Genomic DNA, 15574 nt, shown 5'->3' with positions numbered 1-15574 from the left:
CAAGCCGAATTTCGAACGAGCAGCAAGACGACTGGAGATTGCCCTGAAGGATCACGCGCTGGGCTTCCCAGAACGCATGGTGATCCTGGCACTCGGTACGCCCACCGTTATGCAGGTCCTCATCGAAAGAACAGATGCCGTCGCCGAGTTTCGTCGTGCCAAGGACGTGCCGACCTTCTTTCTTGGGATGGAAGCGCGCAAGGCCGCGGACTGGGTCGATGATCTGGAAGGGCGGATGCAAACCGCGCCAGAAGAAGCCACTGCAGTTTGCATTCTGGACAGCGGCGCAACGCGTGGGCACCCGCTTCTCAGAGCGAGCTTGGCCGCCGCGGATCAGCATGTCTACGATCCGACCTGGTCCTCTGCCGAGCACCGGAGGTGGAATGGGCATGGGACCGGCATGGCTGGCATTGCCTTACTTGGCGACATTGAGGAGGCCCTCGCCCGAACCGGGCCGGTAGTGATCGGCCATCGACTGGAGACCGTAAAAATCCTGCCGGATCGGGGGGCAACGGACCCGAAGCTATACGGTGCCGTTACAGCGGTCAGCATTGAGCACGCGGAGCAGCAGGCTCCCAACCGGCGACGCGTCATTTGCATGGCCGTCAGCAGCCAGATCGGCGTTTCGCGTGGTCGACCATCCTCTTGGTCAGCTGCGGTTGATCAGCTCTGCTACAACATCGGCGCTCCGCGCCTGATGATCCTCTCGACCGGCAATCTGAGTGGGGACGTCCTTCACACAACCTATCCCGACGCCAACGACCTACAAGAGGTCGAAAACCCAGGGCAGGCTTGGAACCCCTTGGTCGTGGGGGCCTACACCGACAAGATCACAATCACCGATCCCACTCTGGCAGGTTGGTCTGCGTTGGCTCCAGCCGGCGAGCTCGCACCAGTCAGCCGGACATCCACGATCTGGGATCGTCAGTGGCCGATCCGGCCGGACGTCGTGTTCGAGGGCGGAAACCTCGCGCACGATGGCACTAATCCTGGTAATCCAGTCGACGACCTGCAGCTCATAACGACCCACTATCAGCCGCAGAACAGACTGTTCCAGTCCTTCGGCGATACTAGCGGAGCGTCCGCGCTTGCAGCCAACATGGCTGCGCGCATCATGACCTCCGAGCCGGCCCTGTGGCCTGAGACAGTGCGTGCCCTAATGGTTCATTCGGCGGAGTGGACGCCGCCTATGCGCCAGCGCTTCGACACAGCTTCGTCGCGCGCCGAGAAGTTCTCTTTGCTGCGTAGGTATGGGTGGGGTGTGCCCAGCCTTGACCGAGCTCTCGCGAGTGCGGCCAACGATGCGACGCTCCTCGTACAGGATGCCCTCCTGCCGTTCTTTAGGGAGCAGTCCCGCATCAAGACTCGGCACATGAACATGCACCGGCTTCCGTGGCCGCGGGCCGAATTACGGGCGCTCGGCGAACTGGAGGTCGAGCTGCGGGTCACGCTGTCCTATTTCATCGAGCCGAACCCCGGCGAGCGAGGGTGGACCCGACGTCACCGCTACGCGTCCCATGGGTTACGGTTTGCGGTGAAGCGCGCACTCGAAACCCGACGTCAGTTCGAAGGCCGGATTAATAAGGCGGCGGAAATCGAGGAGCAGGGAGAGGCCCATGTTTCCGACACAGGCGGTGACAACTGGTTCCTAGGCTTCCCCCGCGACAGGGGATCGGTTCACTCCGACATCTGGCGTGGCACCGCGGCGGAACTGGCGGCTCGCGATGCTATCGCGGTGTACCCGGTGAGTGGCTGGTGGAAGGAGAAGCCCAACCTCCAACGCTGGGAGCGATCCGTTCGATACGCCCTACTGGTCTCAATCCGTGCGCCGGAGGCGGACGTCGACATCTATACGCCGATCGTCACCCAAATCGGCGTGCCGATCCCAGCGGCCTAAGACCGGATTTCGCGACAAGAAGGACCTCGATCATTCAGCCTACCGGCTTACCGCGATAGTGAACCGGCAGGCTCAGCCTTCGTCCTTGACCCGACGGCCGAAACGCATCAAACGGCCAGCGTCGCGAGGCGTGCGGGCAAGTAGCCGCCGTCCAGACACATGCTGAAAGCCTGAGACTGCCAGCCTGCAACCGCAGGCCGAGCCTGTGCGCCTTCATCACCTTGCTGGCGCGCTCGGCGCTGGCATCACGGCCTGATTGACCCGTCCTCCCCCGGAGCGCGGGTTTTTTCATGCCCGGAGACAATCCATGCCCTCGTTCGAAGACACGATCATCGCCGTGGTCGGCGGTGCGGCCCGCGGCCTCGTCCAAGCTGTCGCTGGCAAGACTCTCGATTGGCTGCGCGAGCGACGCGCCGGTCGCAAGCCCAACCTCCTGCCGCCGCCACAGCGCAACGCGCCTCGCGTGCGTCGTACCCGCGCCCGGCCGCAGGTTCGGTCCGCCCTCATCCTGCGAAGCCGCGACCGGACACCACCCCGCAACTGAATGCCGACGAGGCGCATGCCGGGCGGCCGCATCATCGCAGCTCGCCCGGCCCCACATCCGAACGGCATCTAAGGAAGGTCCATCGGAAATCCCTGAGATATCCTGCGGGCATCGAAAGATGGTCTACCCGGCATCTCGTGCGCCCTGCCTCCATCTCCGGCTGGTGTGGCCCATGCGCTCTCGTGGTGTCCTGTTCCGTCCGGTTAAACGAGCGTTTCAGCGCACGTCACAGCTCGGATCGTATGACCGCCTTCGTCTCCTACCTGCGCGTCTCGACCGAGCGACAGGGCCGATCCGGGCTCGGACTGGAAGCGCAGCGCCGGGCGGTGGCCGACTTTCTCGCCGGCGGCTCCTGGCGGCATGTGGCCGAGTTGGTCGAGGTTGAGAGCGGTTCCCGAGACAATCGCCCTCGCCTCTCAGAGGCCATGGCGCTGTGTCGGCTGCACGGGGCGACGCTGGTGATCGCGAAGCTGGATCGCCTGTCCCGCGACGCCGCCTTCCTGCTGAACCTGCAGAAGGCCGGTGTGCGCTTCGTAGCGGCCGACATGCCCGAGGCCAACGAACTCGTGGTTGGGATCATGGCCGTGGTCGCCCAGGCCGAGCGCAAGATGATCAGCGCCCGGACCAAGGCGGCCTTGGCGGCGGCGAAGGCCCGAGGCGCACGACTCGGCAACCCGGGCAATCTCTCGAACTGTGAGGCTGGGCAGGTGCGCGGTAGGGCCCGACAGACACAGAGGGCGCAGGAGAGGGCGCAGGATCTCGCTCCGGTGATCGCAGCGGTGCGGGCGAGCGGAGCCACCTCGCTACGTCAGATCGCGACGGCGCTCGACGCTCGCGGTATCCCAGCGGCCCGCGGCGGTGCGTGGTCGGCTGGCCAGGTTCGACGCGTGCTCCAGTCCACCGAGGAGATACTCGATCGATCCAAACCACATCCTCCGGGTATGAGTCCAATACCCAAAGGATATCCTCGATATCTCCCATAGAGTTTCACAGGAGATGGCGAGCAGCTACGACGCCTAAATCGGCGACAGGATCGCAAACGGGTTGGCGTACAGGAACACGCCCCAAGCTGCGACGACGCCAGCAGCCATGAAGCATTCCATCACGCTTGAACGGAATGGGCGAGGCGGCCTAACACCATGATAGTTCTCGAATTGCTGCTTCCTGATATTGTACCAAGCGGTTAGATTTCCAAATATCCGACACAACGTTATGATTGTTAAAAGAGTTACTATTGCGTCTGACAGCAAAATAAATTCACGAGTATGCGCGGTATCGATCTTTTTTTCGAGAACCAGATAAAAGCACCCGCCAATGATAACCGTTATTGTTTGTATAAAAAAGGTAAATGCTTCTGTTAATTTGTCGTTATAGTGCCTCGCGAGTTCGAATAAGCTTTTGAAATGTTCAAGCTTAAAATCTTCCGCTAGAGGGCTCGCATCGGTCTCGGTCAATTGTCAGTCCCCCGGAAACGGCCGCCCGTACCATCGTCGGGCCGATCTAAGCGCCAGCAAGGAGAAATGCGCCACCGGCAAGCGTGCGCTTAGTCGCCGTCGCGCACCAGCTTCTCGGCGATGGCCTGGAGGATCCAGGTGTTACGCGGCAGACGGACGACGCTGCCCTTCCGCGCCCGCTCCAGCCGCTCGAACAGGTCGCTGTCGGCCGGGAACTTGAGGGGATGCTGCGCCCCCTTCGCCGCGGGCTCGACCGCGGCGACAGCCGGCGTCTCGGCCTGCTGAGGCACACTCCCGCCCTTGGCGATGAACGCCTCGATCGGATCGGCAGCCTCCGCGGCCTTTGGGGCAGGGCGGGCTGGTTTCGCGCTCAGAGCCATCTATCAGATCTCCTCAGGATTGCCACTGGATATCTTCAAGGTATCGAACAGATGGCTGAACAGGGCGCTGATCTCCTCGCTCGCCTTTGGGTCCTGAGGCCGTAGCTCGGTCACGGACATGCCTGCGGCTGCCGCGTGAGCGAATGCCTTCCGAGCGCCGAGCGCCGTCGGCAGGAACTCCAGTCCGGGCTTCGAGCGGATCAGCTCGGACGCCTCGGCGTTCTCGGACCCGCGCGCCTCGGCGCGGTTGATGAAGGCGAGCGCCCGCAGATTTGGGTTCACCGCGCGCGTCTCCTCGATAAGCTCGGCCACCTTGTCGAGGGTCCACACATCGAAGGACCGGGGCGCGAACGGCACGAGGTACGTGTGGCAGATCGAGAGTGCCGCGCGTTGGCTGACCGTGTCGCGCCCACCGGTGTCGATGATGACGTGAGCGTGCTTCGGGGCCAGGCGCTGGACGCCGGAACGCACCGCCGCGCCGGTGAGGGCGACGCAGGTGTACCCCGCGCCGTCAGGTCGGCTTGCCTCGCGGAGGTTCGTGAAGTCGGTGGCGGTCTCCTGATCGTCCGCGTCGACCAGAAGCACGTCGGCACCGCCGGCCGCCAGCATGATCGCGAGGTTCGTGGCGACGGTCGACTTCCCCGACCCGCCCTTGGTGCCTCCGACGACAGTGATCATGCCAAGCGCTCCGGTATCTTCATCATACGGGCTGGATATCCTCTGGATCTTAATGCGCCATCCTCCAGAGGCCCAACGGCGATCCGGAACAGATGAATTCAATGCCGGTGTGGCGGAGGCGTCGCAGCGGGATACCGGGGTTCAACCCGCGCTCGCGCCGTTGCCAGGAGGCGCAGCTTCACCCAGGATCTAAGCCGTAAGTTGCAGAGCAGGGGGTGTCGTGGCGCGTGATATGGACTTCATCCGCGAGCTGCTTCTGAAGGTCGATCGCGGCGAACGGACCTTCGAAACGGCTTCCGACGATGTAGCGAGCGCACTCGGCATCTCATCGGAGGGCCTCCCGAGCCACGAGGAGGCTGAGAAGCTGCAGCAGCACATCCACCTGCTTGAGCGCGCCGGCTTCCTGGAGGTTGAGTTCCGGTCGGCCGGCGGCTACGTGCAGATCCGCGACCTGACGTATGAGGGCTACGATCTCCTCGACAGCATCCGCGACCCGGACGTGTGGAAGGAGACCAAGAGCCGGGCGTCCCAGATCGGCGGCTGGACCGTCGACATCATCAAGGAGCTCGCCAAGAGCTACCTGAAGCAAAAGGCGCAGCAGCTCGGGTTCGGCTGATGGGTGACGACGCACAGCCCCGGGCGGAGCGGCCGCCGCACGAGATGGCCGTCGGTTACATCCGCGACGCGGACGCCTACCGGCGTGCAGCGCTGCTCGTGCATCCGCGGGAGGAGCCCGGGAGCGATCCCAACATGCTGTCCCCGGCGCTGTTCCTGCTGTCCCACGCAGTCGAGTTGGCATTGAAGGCGTACTTGCTCAGCCAAGGCGTGCCGGATGGCTGGGGCGAGGGGGAGCTGAAGCACCCGGCGGTCCGCCACGACCTCGTGCGCCTCCACGACCTGGCGCTCGCCCATGGGTTCGTGGCGAACGGCCCGCATTTCGATGGGGTCGTGGACTGGCTCGGCCTGTTCCATCGCGGGCACGCCTTTCGGTACCGGCAGACGGGCATGGTGGAGCTGCCGACGCCTTCGCGGGTCGCCGCCCTGCTGGCTCCAGTGATCGCCGGCATCAGCCGGTCTGTCGCGTCGAGGGCCATCGCCCTCGGTCAGGAGCGGAGGCAGCAGGCGCTGGCCAACACTGGCATCACGCTCGCAGTCCCTGAATAGGATGGGCCGGAGCCCGTGACGACGTTGTTCGGCCCTGTGCCGTTCGGCCCGCGGCCGGAGCGACAGATGCGATGTAGCGCAAGCCTGCGACGATGCTGATGCGATGAGTGCTGAGGCGCTCTCTACCCCGACACGGTCAAGGGTCATTCCGGGGGTGATGTCCTATTTCAGGCCCATCTCCGACGACCACGGACCAATGCTATGCCGATGTACTACTACGCGCTGGATAGCCTGATCGCCGACATCCGGCGGCTGACACCAGGCCGTTCCACAGGACTATCCTACGACGAAGTGCGGCGCTGCGTCGGCGGCGCGGGCTGGGCAGATCCCCACATCCGGAACGAGTTCCGCCGCCTCGCGCGGATCCACGACTGCCGCCTACGCGATAGCCCGGCGAGGCAGCTGATCCGTTTTCGAAGTATACTCCCCACGGCCGGCAACCGGTGGGCTCAGACCGGCGCTTCGTTTCGTCGCCGCCGTGGCCGGGTCGCAAAATAGCAACCCATCATCTGAGCATCCACCTTGACCGGACTTAGACGGATGGGGGCGAGTAGAGGCGCTCCCGTGCCGCTCCGTCGAAGCAAAGCACGCGATCATGGTTGGCCAGCCGGCTTTGCGTTGCCCACCGTCCATGGCTTAGCCTTCGATCGTTCAGATGCAATCGACTGCCGACAGTGCGGTTCTCCGCCTCGGGCACCTGTGAAGCAGTCTCAAATAGAAACCACTGGGCTTATATTAACTATAACTTCCATCACTGTATCACTTCCGGTATCGGATTGATCTAATATGGGATTGCCTGCATCACGAGATCGTCCGTCAAAAACAACGAGGTATCCAGTATGGATGCCTCTATTTTGCATATAGTGACGAACCTGACCTTCGCCACTCCTAGCGTATGTAGTTGTATAGCCAGCTCCGCACATTTTTAGCTCAACAATGACGGATAAACCGCCCTCAAATCGTAGAAGGACATCTAGACGGCCGGCACCGGCGTCAATTTCTTCAAAGACCTCAGTCCTCGTTCCGAATTTTGCTTGCATATAAGTGTGGAACAAAGTTTGTCCGCGTGACTCAGGTCTCGTTATCCATTCATGTTTATTAGTTTCCTTTGATTTTTGCCAGAATTCCATTCGCTTGGCCGAAGATACGAAGGCAGAGAACTCTTGTATAGCCGATGTAACTTCTGATAATCCTACCGGACCAGTCTTCGGCGGAAGAGGAGCCGCGGGCGCAACCGTACCGCCAAGATCATAAGCCTTGTCGCGCATATCTCGTGCAAGTGTCTTGACCCCGTCCTCTGCTTCTGGGGACGCTATGCATTTTGTCAGCGCTCCAATTGCGCCATTCATATTTCCCGCTTCGAAAAGCGAACGGCCATAAGCATACAATCGGTTGGGAGCTGCCCCAAATTTATTGATACTATCGTGCAAATGATTAGCCGCCAAACCCCATTCGTCGCATTTCCAGAGCGTATCAATCAACGTATCAAAAGCTAGCATATCGAGTGGATTTGCCTCCACCAGCTGTTCGTACCAAGGATAGGCACGACGATACTCTCCGAGATCACGCAGGCACTGTCCGATGGCGAGCTTGACGGGAAACATCACCTCCTCTTTAGCGTCAACTTTTCTGAGTTTTTGAAGAACTGCCTCAAAGCCACGCAGCTTAGCCTTCGGGGGTAGATCCGGATTGGAGATAATTGCGGTAGCACCCGCCCATACGATCCATTCGGGATCACCGGATCTATCTGCTTCAGCTACCAAAGCTGCGGCATCTGCAGCATTGAAATTTCTCATCAAAGCCGAGACACGTTCGGCAAAATCAAAATGAACAGATTTTATACTTTTTGCTAGGTCCGCCGCCTCATTCCGTAATTCTATTGCAAGATCTTCTTCGTCAAAGTTCGTTGCTGCTATAGATGCAAGGTGCAAGGATGCTATCATATGCTCCTCTGCTCCAGCTATGCCTCTTCGCAGTTCAACCGCCTCTTGCGCGATCGGCAGAGCTTCGCGCGACATCGTCATATCAATAAGCTTTCGAGCTTTCCTATGCAGAACGTTTGCTTTAATTTCGTCGACAAACGCTCCTCTCTGCGAAATAATCTCCATCATTCTATCGTACTGGTTGATCGCATCCCGGGGAGAACTGCGTTCCTGTAAATCTGATAATCTTGCAATGCTCTGCAAGGCGTCATTCTTGTGGCCGGCTTCAAGGAAAGCATCGATTGAATTCTCGGCAGCTTGTATAGCGAAAACGCTTCCTTCGTCATGCGCCATAGATAAATTTCGCCATATCCAGCCACGCTCGCCCGCTTCCAAACCTGTTGGATCGGCAAGCAGCTCTTTCCAGACTGAAATCGCATATTCTTTTTCACCCTTATGCAGGGCAGCTACCGCAGCACCGTTTTTGAGGCTTTTCCGAATTTCTGGTTCCAGCTCAAAATCGCCGTCTAACAAATCTTCTGAAACGGGGCCGGCAATATCATAACGGCTTTCTTTAGATGCCAAAGCTGCTAAGAAAAGAAGTAGATCCTTTTTAAGCGCTGGATCTACAGCTTCAACATCAATGGCTACTAAAGCGTCAAGAATATCCTTTGAATGCCCAAACATGATTGCGTGATGAGCCTCATTGCTCAAGCCGAGGCGAGCTGCTTCTGTATGGTTACCTGCCGCCGCCTGCTCCGTTATGGTGTCCTTGATCTTGCCGTGCTTTGAAAGCACCTCAAGGAAATTCGTTCGGAAATTAGAAGCCAAGTTGATGGCTTCAGGAGGCGGTTTTGTAAAACTGTGTAATTCTTTGTGCCTTGCGAATATCTGTCCCGTCGAAAAATCGATAGTTGCTTCAATAGTAAAATCTGCGTTGGCGATCTGCTCTGCTACCAAGCCCCGTTGCTGAAGTGCTACGATCATCCGGTCTGAGAGTAATTTCAGCCTCTCGTCGATGGGTGAAGCGTTGTCGGCTGGTGCCGATTTGGCTGCTTCTGCGGCGCTTTGCTCGATTGCATCACCAATCGAAAGATCCGGTGGAAACTCGACTACGACGCCGGTTTGATCCGAGTTTGCCTTAATCCGCACGAAAACCGGCGCATCGTCCTTTTCGTCCCGGCGAACCACTATCCGAACGGACAGTTCTTCCTCGTTGGCGTCGCCGTCGACCGTTTGCTCGTCGCGATCCTCGGTCTTCGCCATCGTGGAGGCCTCACTGCTGCAGATAGATCCGTTGCCGGCTAGGGCGCACTATGTCTCGCAAGCTTCTACTACGCCCTGTGCAGGCCACGCTGAAGCCGAGTCTTACAATGCTGATCTGACTTCAACGCTTCGCCAGATATGTTTTGGCCTCTCACGTTCGGCCCTTGCCCGCGACACGATACTCAGCAGGTCGTGGCTGACGGTAGCGTCGTCCTCCAGGGCACAGGCGCACATCGTTTGGCACTCATCGGCGTCCACACCTTCTCGGTTGTCACTCCCACGGCGCTGGAGCACCCTTCAGCATCGCGTCGTAGTCCGCGGCGATCTGATGAGGCGTCACCGTCGCCCAGTACGCTGCGGCCCGAGGATCTGGATCCATCGGCTCAGATAAGTACGCCTCGTATTGGTGGGCGGCCTCCGCCGTCTCCTCGGGCGTGAGCCGAACTGGAGCGGCGGTGCGGGTCGCCTCCAAGGCGGCGAGGCGCTTGCTCAGGGTCGGGGTCATAGGCTCACCCACTCGGTTGCGAGGCGAATAGCTCGGTCGACGTCAGCGATGCCGAGGCGCGTCAGGAAGTCCGCTGGCATCTCCGACACCAGAGAACGAATGGCCGCCTCGTTGCTGTCCATACCCGCCGCCGCCCCACCGCCCCGTTCAACGAGGAGCAGCGTGATCGCGACGCTGTGCCGGGCATTCCAGTCGGCGTGGGCGCTCCCGTCGGCCTGCATCGCGGATCGCATCTCACCGGCACGTTCGTAGCCCAGCGCCCGCGCCGTACCCTCGGCGATGGCCTCGTGGGGCTGGAGGTCGCCGGCGTGCACGGCCAGGAGCAGCCACAGCAGCCGGATGCCCGGGGTGAACTCACTCGCCAGAGCGGCCGGCGGTGGCTGCTGCCCTTCGAGCCGCGCGAGGCGGGCGATCAGGTTCGGGGTCATGCCGACGTTCTCTCCGCGTTCGCGTCCGACATCCCGAAGAAGGTGAGGGCCCGGCGGATGCTGGCGTCGGCCCAGTCGAACTTCGGGCACTCGGACGGCCAGTGGTGAGGCGTGCCCGGTGACCGTGCCGCTTTGGCGTGCCTGATCTCGTCCAGGGTGCCGACCATCATTTGAAACATGGGATCTCTGCCAAGCCCCAGCGCCGATGGGTTCTGGACGTACCTCTCGATCAGGGCCGCGTGGGCTGCCTCGATCCGCGCCTGCCAATCGTCAGGATCGATGGCGCAGCGGGCCTCCATGTCATCGCGGTCGATGTAGCCGAGGCCGCGGGCGAACCCGTCGCTGATGCTGTCTTGCCGGCAGGAGGACGCGGGCTCCGGGGCGCGAGGGTAGCCGCCAAGCGCGATGGCGACCGCGTACAGGTTCGTCTCCACCAACTCAGGCGGCATAGACACTGAAGCGATGGCCATCGCCCGCGCGGCTTCCAGCCGGGCGAGGCGTTCTGAAAGCTTCGGGGTCATTGCAGCGCCCTGGGGTTGTCGAGCTTGAAGGTGAAGGACGAACCCGGCGGCATCGGCCACTCCCCGCCCGCCGGAGCTGCCGCCCGCGCCTGCTCCGTCAGCAGCTCGGGTGACAGGTCGCGGATCGGCTCGCTCGTGGCCAGCGCGTAGGCCCCGACATTCATCACGAAGACCTCGTCCTCGTCGCGGATGGCATGGCCGCGCTCCCTCAGGAATGCGACGATCGCAGCGGCCGGCGTCCCGTGCGGAGCCTCGATCCGGAACACGAGGTGCTTGCCCGCGGCGGGCGGGGCAGCCTGCATCTCCAGCCTGGAGAGCCTGTCTGTCAGCCTGTTCATCATCGCCTCCCTCCTGCGCCCTGCTCCAGCGCGGCCAGTCGGCCGGCGAAGTCCACCGCCTCGATCGCCCTGACGTGTGCATCGACGAGCTTCGACAGCTCGGCCGCCTCGCTCGGGGTGATCTCGCCGTCGGCCACACCCTGGAGCAGGGCCTGCGTCGCCTTGGTGAGGTCCGCCGTAGTCTCGATCTTGGGCAGGGTGAACGTGATCGGCCTGTCCTTCCGGACGGGCATCAGGCGATCCAGACACATGCGCAGGGCCACCGTGTCACCGTTCTGAGCAAGTTCAATCGCCTTGCGGGTGATGGTCTCCGCCTCGCCCTGCAGGATCTCCTCAAGGGCGATGGTGGTACGGTTGCGGGTGCCTTTGGCCTTGCCCGCGGGGTTGCCGGACCGGCCCGGCTTGAACTGGCCTCCGTCGCTCATGGCCTATCCTACCACATCTCGCCCATAGATCGCGCCTATGGTCTCGTCGGTGCCGTGTGACCCTGCAAATGCAGGGGGGATACAGGGGAGGGCTGCCATCACTGGTCCCCGCCTGGCCCTTGAGACCGCAGACGCATCGCCATGCGCTCGATGTCGGCACGGAGCGTGACGAGCCGCACGCGCTGCTCGCGCTGGCTGGTGGCATCGATCTCGTTCAACTCGTCGAGCCACGACAGGCGGGCGCGCAGATCCGCGAGTGACCGGGCCGGGTAGGTGTCCAGCACCTCCTCGACCAGGCCGCGCCTGGCCTCCGTGAAGGCGTGCGGTGACCAGTCGGGGAACAGCGCGTAGCGTTCGCCCTCGCGCCGGTCGCGAGCCTGATACTCGGCCCAGGCCGCGGCGACGGTCTCCGGCATCCGCCATGCCTCGGCCGCAGCGGCGCGCAAGGCGGCCGGCATCCTGTCGCGGCCTTGCAGCCAGCTCCAGCCGGCGAGTTCGTAGACGCCGTCCCAGGTATGACCGGGACCGAGCAGCGGCTCGCACGCCGTGCGCAGCGCCGCCTCAATCGGCGTGTCGGCGAACACCGCCTCCTCACTGCCGTGCTCGGCCACCGCCGCAGCCGCGCGTTCGGCACGCTCGCGCTCGCTCTCGGCACGCGCGGCCACAATCTCGGGCCGGGCCATGTATTCGGCGAAGGACCCGGCGAGCGTCACAGCCGCGCCCTCGTCAGACCGCGCCACGCGACGTCGAGGATCGCGGCATGCACCTGGGCGCGGCCAGGCGCGCCGCCGGCGAGGCGATCCACGAGGTAGTCCAGGGTCTCGCGGCCGCCAATGGCCAGCGCCTCTCGTCCACGGGCCCGCATCTCCTCGCGGTAGGCCACCGCCGGTTCGGCATCGGGCTCGTAGGGCTCGGATGCTGTCAGCAGCGACGACAGGCTGCGCTCGATCCGGGCAAGGGCCCCGCCGGGGCTCGGCGGGAAGGTCTGACGCTCCATCCGGGCGGCGTCGCTGAGCTGCGCGAAGATCGGCCCAAGCTCCGCGTCAGTGTCGTCGAGCGCGGCATAGGCGGGCAGGGTGTAGCGCCGGATCGCGCCGTCGGACCGGCGGGTGATGATCCAGCCGTACCGGTTCGGAGCCGGCGGCTTGCGCCAGAATGCGGCTTCAGCGCGCGGCACGGCGCGGTTCCGGTAGGCCCGGTTGGGATGGTCGTCGAACCACAAGCGGTCGTCGGTGGTGAGCATCGGGCCTCCTGTCAGTGGGTACGACGACGGGGACCGGATCGAACCGATAGCCCAGGGCGGTGGACCTGGGCGTAGCTCGCGAGCACGCGCCGGTAGTCGAGCGGTTCGAGCCGGGCGAGCGCCGCGGCGGCGGCCTCTAGGGTGTCGGGATCGGTCTCGGCCAGACGGAGCAGGGCGCAGAGCGTATCGCTTCGAGGACCACAGGATAGGCGTGCGATCGCCTGCATGGCGCGCAGTCGGGCGGTGCGCTCACTCGGCGTGATGTTGGCGGCCCACGGGCCGAAGGCGTCGGCCGGGCGGATCATCGGCCGGCTCCGTGAGGGGTAGGGGCTACGGCCCGCTTTGAGGCCGAACCTTGCTGCCGGGCCGATGGTGCTTGACGCATCGTCGGTTCAACCATCGGTGGCCGATCATCGAAATCCTCACCTCGAATGGCTGGCCGCAGCGCGCACAGCCGGACCGGTAGACGCGAAGCATGGTCTCGGTACCATCTTGGCGGCGGTGCGGCTCGGTCCAGACGAACGAGTAAATCTGGCCGCCCTGACTGAATTCGGGCTCTGGTTGGCTCGTTAAGCTTGTCACGCTCGAATCCTCCTCTCTCGAAAATCAGCCCCGCGTGACAGGCGTGACATCGGGGGGACCCCCTAAAGGGGTCTCCCCCTGTGTCACGGCCCCTGTCACGGCCTCGGGGGGCGTGACATCCGTGACATTTGCCGTTTGTCACGCCTGTCACAGGTGTCACGCTCAGGCTCGCCACAGCCACTCCTCCCCATTCCATGCCGCGGTCCGGAACCCATGCTTGGGGCAGGCATCGAGGGCTCGCTTCAGCGCCTGTCGCACCCTGGCCCTGACCTTCTCGTCCTCCTCCTCGCCGGTCGCGTACCGGCGTCTGAACTCGTCGCGGATCTCGTCCACGGTGACCGCCCGCACGGTCTCGCCGTCGCCGCGGACCTTCACCTCCCGGCCGTGGGTGACCAGCACCTCGTCGAATGCGCCCCGCAGGGCGACGATCGGCAGGGAGTCTTTGGGCGGCTGGCGGATCAGTGACGGCGGCGGCTGATCCAGGGCCGCATCGATCACGCAGGCCCCGAACGGCTCGCCATCCTCGTCGACGCCGAGCTGGATGAACCTGAGCGAGAACCCGGCGATGGGCCCCTCCTCGCCGTGGCGGGTCTTGGCGAGGTTCAGCGATCGCGCTCCTACCTCGCCGGTGACCTGCTTCCGGTCGGCCAGAACGCTCAACACCGCGTCCGCGCCGCCGCGGTAGGCCGAGGAGCCGCGCAGGCCGGTATCCTCGGTCTTCCCGTAGTGGTGGACCGGCAGCACCAAGGCACCCAGCGGCTCGCCCAGCATGCGCATGTGCCGGAGCGCCTGCTGCGCCTCCGCGGCGTCGTTCTCGTCCTTCAGGGCGAAGGCTGCCGCCAGCGTATCGATCACGATCAGCCCGAGCCGGACACCGAAGGACTCGCGCATCTGGGCATCGACGGCGCGGATCTTCGGGAGGAGCGTCTTCACCTCCTCTACGTCGGCGAGGTTCGGGACCGCGCCCATCCAGGCGATCGGCAACGGCTTGCCCTCGGCCTTGGTCTTCCGAGCCGCCTCGATCCGGCCGGCCAGCGTCCCGGCGCCTTCCGCCGCCAGGATCAGCGTCCCGACTCGCTCGACGACGCGGCGCCCGAAGAACGGCTCGCCGGTCCCGAGGCAGGCGGCGAGGTCCACGGCGGTGAACGTCTTCCCGGCCCCGGACTGACCGCCCAGGATCGCGACACCCTCCGCTGGCAGCAGATGCTTCACGAGGTACCGGGGCGGCTCCGGTGGCGCGTCGCCGTCGAAGCTGAAGCCCAGCAGTAACGCGTCGTTGCTGGGTTCGGCATCCACGGGACGAGGACCGCGGAAGTGCTGCCGGTCGTAGATCGTCGACTCGGGCTGATCCGGCCTCACGCGCATGCGCCGACCTCCGCCATCAGGGCATCGTTCATGTCCTTGCCGGCCCGGGGCATGACGATGTCGACCGCGTGCCCGGCGGCATCCCACCGGAGCGCGACCCGCTCGAAGGCTGTCGCGCTGGGCCGGTTCGGGGCCGTGTCGACCTCACCGAGCACGGTCAGCGCCTCGATGCCGGGCAGCACGGGTAGCGCACCGATATTGCCGGCCGAGATGAGCGACCACACTGGCTTGAGGCCGATCTGGCGGGCGGCGAGGCAGGTCTCGATGCCCTCGCCAACGGTGAGGCCAGTGCTGACTTCGGCCTGGTCGTCCAGCATGATAGCGGCAGCCGTGGCCGAACCGAACACCTTGCGACCGAGCTTCCTGGCGTCAGCGTCGAGGGCTGTCCGGTGGACGCCGACGAGTTCGCCCGTGTTCAGGGACCGGATTGCCGAGACCATGGCGGGAGCCGTGCCCTCGCCCCAGGGGCACGCCGGGTGAAACCGCAGGACCGCCCCGGCGATCTCGTCCGGTAGGTCGAGGCAGCGCGAGCGCAGGTAGGCCTCGACAACGGTCCCAGAGGGATGCTGGGCCTCCTGCCACATCGCGACGGCACGCCGGAGCCGCCACGCCGCGTCCGCGCGCTCCTGGGCCTCAGCCCGGCGGCGGAGTGCCGCCCGTCGCTCGGCTTCAGCTGGATCCTGCTCGCGGGTCTCGCGCCAGCGATCCAGCGGCAGGCCAAGCGCGGCGGCGACATGGTCGCGGCAGAGCCGGAAGTCGTCGCCCGCATGGCTGTGAACGATGAACCCGTCCGGCGAGGCATCGGACAGGCGCACGGACAGCGATCGATCGCGGTGGCTATGGCCTGGGCCCGGAGCGAGAA

At 63.7% G+C, this 15574-nt stretch carries 19 protein-coding genes; 5 read left to right on the top strand and 14 right to left on the bottom strand.

The features are described 5' to 3' along the window. The 3 genes from BLQ49_RS27045 to BLQ49_RS27035 form a co-directional block, all read left to right on the top strand. Positions 1-1897, top strand: a 1897-nt coding sequence (locus BLQ49_RS27045) for a S8 family peptidase (RefSeq protein WP_091722282.1), incomplete at its 5' end; no start/stop codon positions are given. Positions 1898-2204: 307 nt separating this feature from the next. After that, the gene (locus BLQ49_RS27040; RefSeq protein WP_091722280.1) at positions 2205-2441 is read left to right on the top strand and encodes a hypothetical protein; all 237 of its coding nucleotides are present in this window, start codon (positions 2205-2207) and stop codon (positions 2439-2441) included. Between the two features lie 242 nt (positions 2442-2683). Next, entirely contained in the window at positions 2684-3424 is a 741-nt protein-coding gene (locus BLQ49_RS27035; protein WP_091722277.1) for a recombinase family protein, read from the top strand. 33 nt (positions 3425-3457) lie between these two features. Here BLQ49_RS27035 and BLQ49_RS29320 read toward each other — a convergent pair whose 3' ends face one another. The 3 genes from BLQ49_RS29320 to BLQ49_RS27025 form a co-directional block, all read right to left on the bottom strand. Next, positions 3458-3895, bottom strand: coding sequence for a hypothetical protein (locus BLQ49_RS29320; RefSeq protein WP_143012346.1), 438 nt, complete (start codon positions 3893-3895; stop codon positions 3458-3460). A gap of 89 nt (positions 3896-3984) precedes the next feature. Beyond that, positions 3985-4275 carry a hypothetical protein gene (locus BLQ49_RS27030; RefSeq protein WP_091722275.1) on the bottom strand — a complete coding sequence of 97 codons (291 nt, stop codon included), beginning with the start codon at positions 4273-4275 and terminating at the stop codon, positions 3985-3987. A gap of 3 nt (positions 4276-4278) precedes the next feature. Next, complete coding sequence (locus BLQ49_RS27025) at positions 4279-4953, bottom strand: nucleotide-binding protein (RefSeq protein ID WP_091722272.1); 675 nt, start codon at positions 4951-4953, stop codon at positions 4279-4281. A gap of 220 nt (positions 4954-5173) precedes the next feature. On the opposite strand from BLQ49_RS27025, the gene BLQ49_RS27020 reads away from it, so the two are divergent. Together BLQ49_RS27020 and BLQ49_RS27015 are read left to right on the top strand one after the other, a co-directional pair. Beyond that, positions 5174-5569: a DUF2513 domain-containing protein gene (locus tag BLQ49_RS27020; RefSeq protein WP_091722269.1), complete on the top strand. Its 396-nt coding sequence runs from the start codon at positions 5174-5176 to the stop codon at positions 5567-5569. Continuing rightward, positions 5569-6117: a HEPN domain-containing protein gene (locus BLQ49_RS27015; protein ID WP_091722266.1), complete on the top strand. Its 549-nt coding sequence runs from the start codon at positions 5569-5571 to the stop codon at positions 6115-6117. Before BLQ49_RS27020 ends, BLQ49_RS27015 begins: the two co-directional genes overlap by 1 nt. A gap of 710 nt (positions 6118-6827) precedes the next feature. Here BLQ49_RS27015 and BLQ49_RS29315 read toward each other — a convergent pair. The 11 genes from BLQ49_RS29315 to BLQ49_RS26965 all read right to left on the bottom strand — a co-directional run bounded on the left by BLQ49_RS29315 (position 6828) and on the right by BLQ49_RS26965 (position 15527). Further along, entirely contained in the window at positions 6828-9305 is a 2478-nt protein-coding gene (locus BLQ49_RS29315; protein WP_143012345.1) for a tetratricopeptide repeat protein, read from the bottom strand. A 271-nt stretch (positions 9306-9576) separates the two neighbouring features. Then, a complete protein-coding gene (locus tag BLQ49_RS27010) occupies positions 9577-9810 on the bottom strand; it encodes a hypothetical protein (RefSeq protein ID WP_091722263.1) in 234 nt (77 codons plus the stop codon). Further along, a complete protein-coding gene (locus tag BLQ49_RS27005) occupies positions 9807-10238 on the bottom strand; it encodes a hypothetical protein (protein WP_091722260.1) in 432 nt (143 codons plus the stop codon). The genes BLQ49_RS27010 and BLQ49_RS27005 overlap by 4 nt, the downstream gene beginning before the upstream one ends. Further along, on the bottom strand, positions 10235-10759 hold the full coding sequence (locus tag BLQ49_RS27000) for a hypothetical protein (protein ID WP_143012344.1): 525 nt from the start codon (positions 10757-10759) through the stop codon (positions 10235-10237). The genes BLQ49_RS27005 and BLQ49_RS27000 overlap by 4 nt, the downstream gene beginning before the upstream one ends. Further along, on the bottom strand, positions 10756-11097 hold the full coding sequence (locus tag BLQ49_RS26995; protein ID WP_143012343.1) for a hypothetical protein: 342 nt from the start codon (positions 11095-11097) through the stop codon (positions 10756-10758). The genes BLQ49_RS27000 and BLQ49_RS26995 overlap by 4 nt, the downstream gene beginning before the upstream one ends. Beyond that, positions 11097-11522 (bottom strand): DUF5681 domain-containing protein, encoded by a 426-nt coding sequence (locus BLQ49_RS26990; protein WP_091722251.1) that lies wholly within the window; start codon positions 11520-11522, stop codon positions 11097-11099. The genes BLQ49_RS26995 and BLQ49_RS26990 overlap by 1 nt, the downstream gene beginning before the upstream one ends. A 98-nt stretch (positions 11523-11620) precedes the next feature. After that, entirely contained in the window at positions 11621-12262 is a 642-nt protein-coding gene (locus BLQ49_RS26985) for a hypothetical protein (RefSeq protein WP_143012342.1), read from the bottom strand. Further along, complete coding sequence (locus BLQ49_RS26980; protein WP_091722246.1) at positions 12232-12765, bottom strand: hypothetical protein; 534 nt, start codon at positions 12763-12765, stop codon at positions 12232-12234. The genes BLQ49_RS26985 and BLQ49_RS26980 overlap by 31 nt, the downstream gene beginning before the upstream one ends. A gap of 11 nt (positions 12766-12776) precedes the next feature. Continuing rightward, a complete protein-coding gene (locus tag BLQ49_RS26975; RefSeq protein ID WP_091722243.1) occupies positions 12777-13070 on the bottom strand; it encodes a hypothetical protein in 294 nt (97 codons plus the stop codon). A gap of 439 nt (positions 13071-13509) precedes the next feature. Further along, positions 13510-14712 carry an ATP-binding protein gene (locus tag BLQ49_RS26970; protein ID WP_091722240.1) on the bottom strand — a complete coding sequence of 401 codons (1203 nt, stop codon included), beginning with the start codon at positions 14710-14712 and terminating at the stop codon, positions 13510-13512. After that, entirely contained in the window at positions 14703-15527 is an 825-nt protein-coding gene (locus BLQ49_RS26965; RefSeq protein ID WP_143012341.1) for a DUF7146 domain-containing protein, read from the bottom strand. Before BLQ49_RS26965 ends, BLQ49_RS26970 begins: the two co-directional genes overlap by 10 nt. Positions 15528-15574: the final 47 nt, after the last annotated feature.

This window comes from Methylobacterium phyllostachyos, from assembly GCF_900103445.1.
In the GTDB taxonomy this organism is placed as follows: domain Bacteria; phylum Pseudomonadota; class Alphaproteobacteria; order Rhizobiales; family Beijerinckiaceae; genus Methylobacterium; species Methylobacterium phyllostachyos.
Note: the sequence above shows the minus strand (reverse complement) of the source record. Positions and strands in the feature narration are given on the sequence as shown.

Excerpts from the sequence above, each read along its gene's own strand:
- BLQ49_RS27040 (WP_091722280.1), top strand. The coding sequence starts at position 2,205 with ATGCCCTCGTTCGAAGACACGATCATCGCCGTGGTCGGCGGTGCGGCC.
- BLQ49_RS27035 (WP_091722277.1), top strand. The coding sequence starts at position 2,684 with ATGACCGCCTTCGTCTCCTACCTGCGCGTCTCGACCGAGCGACAGGGC.
- BLQ49_RS27030 (WP_091722275.1), bottom strand. The coding sequence starts at position 4,275 with ATGGCTCTGAGCGCGAAACCAGCCCGCCCTGCCCCAAAGGCCGCGGAG.
- BLQ49_RS27025 (WP_091722272.1), bottom strand. The coding sequence starts at position 4,953 with ATGATCACTGTCGTCGGAGGCACCAAGGGCGGGTCGGGGAAGTCGACC.
- BLQ49_RS27015 (WP_091722266.1), top strand. The coding sequence starts at position 5,569 with ATGGGTGACGACGCACAGCCCCGGGCGGAGCGGCCGCCGCACGAGATG.
- BLQ49_RS29315 (WP_143012345.1), bottom strand. The coding sequence starts at position 9,305 with ATGGCGAAGACCGAGGATCGCGACGAGCAAACGGTCGACGGCGACGCC.
- BLQ49_RS27010 (WP_091722263.1), bottom strand. The coding sequence starts at position 9,810 with ATGACCCCGACCCTGAGCAAGCGCCTCGCCGCCTTGGAGGCGACCCGC.
- BLQ49_RS27005 (WP_091722260.1), bottom strand. The coding sequence starts at position 10,238 with ATGACCCCGAACCTGATCGCCCGCCTCGCGCGGCTCGAAGGGCAGCAG.
- BLQ49_RS27000 (WP_143012344.1), bottom strand. The coding sequence starts at position 10,759 with ATGACCCCGAAGCTTTCAGAACGCCTCGCCCGGCTGGAAGCCGCGCGG.
- BLQ49_RS26995 (WP_143012343.1), bottom strand. The coding sequence starts at position 11,097 with ATGAACAGGCTGACAGACAGGCTCTCCAGGCTGGAGATGCAGGCTGCC.
- BLQ49_RS26990 (WP_091722251.1), bottom strand. The coding sequence starts at position 11,522 with ATGAGCGACGGAGGCCAGTTCAAGCCGGGCCGGTCCGGCAACCCCGCG.
- BLQ49_RS26980 (WP_091722246.1), bottom strand. The coding sequence starts at position 12,765 with ATGCTCACCACCGACGACCGCTTGTGGTTCGACGACCATCCCAACCGG.
- BLQ49_RS26975 (WP_091722243.1), bottom strand. The coding sequence starts at position 13,070 with ATGATCCGCCCGGCCGACGCCTTCGGCCCGTGGGCCGCCAACATCACG.
- BLQ49_RS26970 (WP_091722240.1), bottom strand. The coding sequence starts at position 14,712 with ATGCGCGTGAGGCCGGATCAGCCCGAGTCGACGATCTACGACCGGCAG.